Below are 5,230 nucleotides of genomic sequence, written 5' to 3' on the forward strand. Positions count from 1 at the left end.
CTTAGTGATGAAGAGCTTTTACCGGTTGCCCGTTCATTTAATCATTTTTTAAATTTAGCCAATGTGGCAGAGCAGTTTCATACTGTATCGCGTTTTAATGACGCTGGTCTTGGCCAGCAAAACCCTCTCACTCAAACATTAAAAACGTTAGCCGCTAAAGCACAAGAAGGTCAGTTAGACTCTAACCACCTTGCTGACACACTCTCAAAACTCCACATTAATTTAGTACTAACGGCCCACCCCACAGAGGTTACACGCCGTACCATTATTAACAAGCACGTTGAGTTGAGCGATTGTTTAGCATCGCTTGAGCGAAAAGATAACTTGGAGCATGAGCGCGAAGCTATTTTAAATAGAATTGCTCAGTTAATAAGCCAAGCGTGGCATACAGACGACATTCGTCGTTCGCGCCCAACGCCTGTTGATGAGGCTAAATGGGGGTATGCAGTTATTGAAAATAGCCTTTGGCATGCTGTACCGCGTTTTTTACGTGAGTTTTCGGAGCATGCTAAAGAGCAATTAAGTCTAGAGTTGCCCATTGACTACAGCCCAATTGAATTCACTTCTTGGATGGGTGGAGACCGAGACGGTAACCCATTTGTTACTGCACAGGTTACTTCACAAGTTCTTGACCACGGTCGCTGGATGGCGCTTGATTTATATAGCCGAGATATTGATACGTTATGCGCTGAGCTATCTATGTCTGACGCTAGCGACGAACTCATTGAGTTGGCAGGCCAAGACTTTGAACCCTATCGAACTGTGCTTAAAAAGCTTAAAGGCGAAGTGTCTGAAACAGTGGCACATTTAGGTGCAAAAATTAAACACAAACGCACTGATGCACAAGATCTTGTTACTGATATTAACCAGCTCAAGCACCCAATTGAGGTATGTTATCGTTCATTATTAAAATGCAACATGAAAGTCGTTGCCGATGGCTTACTGCTTGATTTAATGCATCGTTTAAACAGTTTTGGCCTTCGCTTGGCAAAACTGGATGTACGTCAAGATTCATCACGCCACAGCGACGTTTTTTCTGAACTTACGCGTTATTTAGGGTTAGGGGACTACAACCAGTGGCAAGAGCAAGACAAGCAAGCATTTTTACTAGCGGAGCTTAATTCGCGTCGTCCGCTTATCCCTAAGCATTGGCAACCAAGCCCTGATGTACAAGAAGTGCTCGACACCTTCGATGTAATTGCAAAGCAAGATGAAAAAACATTTGGTTTGTACATTATTTCAATGGCACGCACTGCATCCGATATTTTAGCTGTACAGTTACTTCTTAAAGAAAGCGGCTGTAGTTTTGAATTGCCAGTTGCCCCATTATTTGAAACATTAGACGATTTGAATAATGGTAGCGACGTGATCACGACGCTACTCGATAATGTGTGGTACCGCGGCCATATTCAAAATACGCAAAATGTAATGATTGGTTATTCAGACTCGGCTAAAGATGCCGGTATGATGGCAGCAGGTTGGGCCCAATATGAAGCAATGGATAAACTCGTGCAGCTTGCAGACGAGCGCGGCATTGAACTTGTGTTATTCCACGGCCGAGGAGGGACTGTTGGTCGAGGTGGTGCACCGGCTGCACAAGCACTGCACTCGCAACCGCCAGGCTCACTTAAAGGTGGTTTACGGGTAACAGAGCAAGGCGAAATGATACGCTTTAAATTTGGTTTGCCAGATGTAGCACTACAAAGCTTAAATATATATGCAGGGGCAGTACTGCAGAGTAACTTATTACCACCGCCAGAGCCTAAGCCACAATGGCGCGAAGTTATGAAGCTTATTAGTGAGCAGTCGTGTGAGCATTACCGCAATGTTGTTCGCCACGACGAAAACTTTGTTCCTTACTTTAGAATGGCAACGCCAGAATTAGAGCTTTCTAAACTTCCGCTTGGCTCTCGCCCTGCAAAACGCAACCCTAATGGGGGCGTTGAAAGTTTACGTGCTATTCCATGGATTTTTGCATGGAGTCAAAACAGGTTAATGTTGCCTGCTTGGTTAGGTGCGTTAACAGGCTTAAAAAAGGCACTAGACCAATATGGCTTAGAAACACTAAACGAAATGAGCCTCAATTGGCCATTTTTTAGAGCTCGTTTAGAAATGCTTGAAATGGTATTTAGTAAAGCCGATAGCTGGTTAAGTGAGCACTATGATAATGCGCTGGTGGAAGATATGTACAAGCCGTTAGGTGTAACGTTGCGAAAAGAGCTTGAAGAAGCCATTGAGCTTGTGCAGTCGTTAAGCCCGCAAAAAAGCTTACTTGCAGCTCAGCCTTGGATAAAAGAGTCGATTAGTTTACGAAACCCGTACACCGATCCGCTCAATGTATTGCAGGTTGAATTGCTTCGCCGTGCTCGCTCTAACGAGGAGCACAACGAAGGTGATATCGATAATGCATTAATGATCACTATGACAGGTATTGCTGCAGGTATGCGTAATACTGGTTAATCGTTAACGTTTGTTATTTAGAAAGGGAACACGGCGTGTTCCCTTTTTTTGTGTTTAATAACCTAAGGTCTATTTACCTTTCTCGGTTAAATTTTCAGCAGTGTATTTGGTACTTAGGTAAGGCAGCGCCTATGTAGTGTGTTTATTTCCGATAAATAGGCGATAACGCAATATGAATACCAACACGCGCTGCCCGAAGGTTCGCCCTAGGTGCGATTAACTTTTTGTTGCCTACATGGATGTAGGTAAGGGGCATGAGCAGGATGAGGAAGTTTTGCTCGGTTTTACTGAGCCCACTAGGTTACAAACCTCGCGCCACGATTAAATTGTCTCTAGTTTGAACAAGTTTTAAGCCTGAAAGGTCAACAGGCCCTAGCAATTTGGGTCTTAAACTTTTAAACTACTTAGCCATTGAATAATTAAAATACATTATGGCTTCAGCAACTTTTACTGTACAAGAAGATACAGCCCTTACAAATTCTCATATCACGTTAAACGTAGCGCAAACCGCGTCCTTACGTAGCCAATTAAAGTCGCAACGCGGCATATTAAACACCAACAACATTGAACAGCTTTGCAAAGAGTTTAATGTTTCTGTCGATTCACTGTTACAAGGTTTAGTACCCTTAGCGTCTGAGTTTTCAGTGGCTCCAGTGTCACATTTTCATGTTGGTGCAATTGTAAAAGCTATAGATGAGCAGCAACAAGTTAATTTTTATTTTGGCGCTAATGTAGAGTTTGATCATCAAGCACTGAGTCTCGTTGTTCATGCAGAACAGTCTGCCATTAATAATGCTTGGTTAAATGGTGCTAAAAAAATTCTTAAAATTGCTATAAGCGACGCTCCGTGTGGCTACTGTCGCCAATTTATGAATGAATTAGCCGATGCGAAAGAATTTGATATTTTACTTCCAAGTCAACATTTTAAATTGGCAGAGCTATTACCTCACTCGTTTGGACCAACCGATTTGGGTAACGAATTTAGCTTGTTTAACCCAAAGCCTCAGCTTGCGGTTTTTGATGACGAACAGATCGAAGAGACTTTTGCGGGCTTTGCGTTAAATGCGTATGTACCGTACAGCCAAAATTTTAGTGCAGTCAAGGTAAGTACATTTGATAATGGGGATTTTTACGGCAGTTATGCAGAAAACGCAGCCTATAGCCCAAGTTTATCGCCTCTGCAAAGCGCGTTGAGTCAGTTCTTTTTAGCTGGCCTTAGTTTTGATAAAAAGACGGTGAAAGGCATCACACTTTTAGAAACTAAAGGGCACGAAAATCAAGCGGGTGTTTCGAAGGCGGTACTATCGGGATTTACTGATTTGCCAGAGCTAAAAATAATTAGCGCTGCGCTTAAATAGTGTCAAAAAAGCACAGCTAATAAGCTGTGCTTTTACATATCAATTTTACTTATTAAGTAAAGTTAACCTAGTAACACTTTAGCGGCTTCTAATACAACAGCCACTGATTTTCTTTCTATTTCACCGTGGTCAACGTTAGGAATTTCTTGACGAGTACGGTTAACTAATACACCGGCAACACAGGCAGCTTGCAAGCCAAGAGCTGCACACATAGTGAATAATGTGGCCGACTCCATTTCGTAGTTCATTACGCCCAGCTTTTGCCATTCTTCACAACTACCTTGAAATGCTTTTGGCACATAACCAGAATGAGTATCGTAGCGCTCTTGGCCTGGGTAAAATGTATCGCTAGATGCAGTAATACCAATATGAAAGTCAATGTTTAAATTTTTACAAGCTTCAACCATGGCTTGTGTTGCATAAAAATCAGACACAGCAGGGTAGCTTAGTGGTGCAAAGTGTTGGCTTGCACCGTCTAAACGTACAGACGCTTGGCTAATTAAAATTTCACCTTCATTAATGTGCGGCTGAATAGCACCCGTAGTACCAATACGTAAAAATTGACGCACGCCCAATTGAGCAAGTTCCTCTACTGCAATAGATGTAGATGGACCGCCAATACCGGTTGAGCATATAACAACAGAGTGGCCATTAAGTTGACCTAGATAAACATGAAACTCACGTGTTTGAGCAAGGCAGGTTGGGTTGTCTAGGAATTGAGAAATACGTGCAGCGCGATCTGGGTCACCGGGCACAATCGCAAGTTTTGCACCTTGTAGATCGTCAATACATAGTCCTAAGTGAAATACCTTTTCCATATCTAAGCCTTTTTAAAATAATTTTTATCAATCTAGCATAATTGCTAGAAACCTTTCTTAAGTACAGGACGTATGTCCGTATTAATATAATTGAGTGCTTGTTTAAGCCAGTAAAATAGGGCTTTAGCGTATTTTATTCATCAACTATGAATATTCAAGCACACCCATGGATTGCTGGTTTACTTGTGCGGTTGACTTGTGTGCGCAAGCATTATAAGTATCACTCAACTAAGTGGTTAGTCATAAATGATAATTGCCTGCATTAATTAAAAGTTTTTAAATATCAGTTGCTTATATTTTTATTTTAAGTTGGTTTTGAAAGGGTTTTTAATGATACAGACAAAGAAAATTTTTAATTTTTTAATTATTTAAAGTTTAGGCCTGTTTAATCGTTTTGCATAAATAATCACTAAAATACGCACTGAACAATTCATAAGGATTTATTATGAGTCAAGAAATTCAAGCATTTAATAGTAAAGTAGAGCACTGCTTATGTGCTCCTGGCGACGGTGTTTTTACCGTTAATACTGCAAAAGAGCGAAAAGCGGCACTTCGAAATAAACTGTATGGTCAAACCGAAAATGTAGATACGCT

General features: G+C 41.4%; 3 protein-coding genes and 1 pseudogene. 3 read left to right on the forward strand and 1 reads right to left on the reverse strand.

Translation table 11 applies throughout. The annotated features are described in order from the left end of the window. Nucleotides 1-2,460: phosphoenolpyruvate carboxylase (gene ppc / locus BCG07_RS18405; RefSeq protein WP_286891452.1), on the forward strand; the 2,460-nt coding region annotated here is incomplete at its 5' end. A gap of 431 nt (nt 2,461-2,891) precedes the next feature. After that, nucleotides 2,892-3,818, forward strand: a complete 927-nt coding sequence (gene cdd, locus BCG07_RS18410; RefSeq protein ID WP_286891454.1) for a cytidine deaminase — start codon at nt 2,892-2,894, stop codon at nt 3,816-3,818. Between the two features lie 62 nt (nt 3,819-3,880). Here the strand turns inward: cdd and udp are convergent, their stop codons facing one another. Further along, nucleotides 3,881-4,636 carry a uridine phosphorylase gene (udp, locus tag BCG07_RS18415; RefSeq protein ID WP_138739625.1) on the reverse strand — a complete coding sequence of 252 codons (756 nt, stop codon included), beginning with the start codon at nt 4,634-4,636 and terminating at the stop codon, nt 3,881-3,883. 445 nt (nt 4,637-5,081) lie between these two features. Between udp and BCG07_RS18420 the strand changes: the two are divergent. Then, nucleotides 5,082-5,230, forward strand: a pseudogene (locus BCG07_RS18420) (arginase family protein); the annotation flags it as partial.

The organism is Pseudoalteromonas sp. ESRF-bin5 (genome assembly GCF_002632075.1).
Lineage (GTDB): Bacteria > Pseudomonadota > Gammaproteobacteria > Enterobacterales > Alteromonadaceae > Pseudoalteromonas > Pseudoalteromonas marina.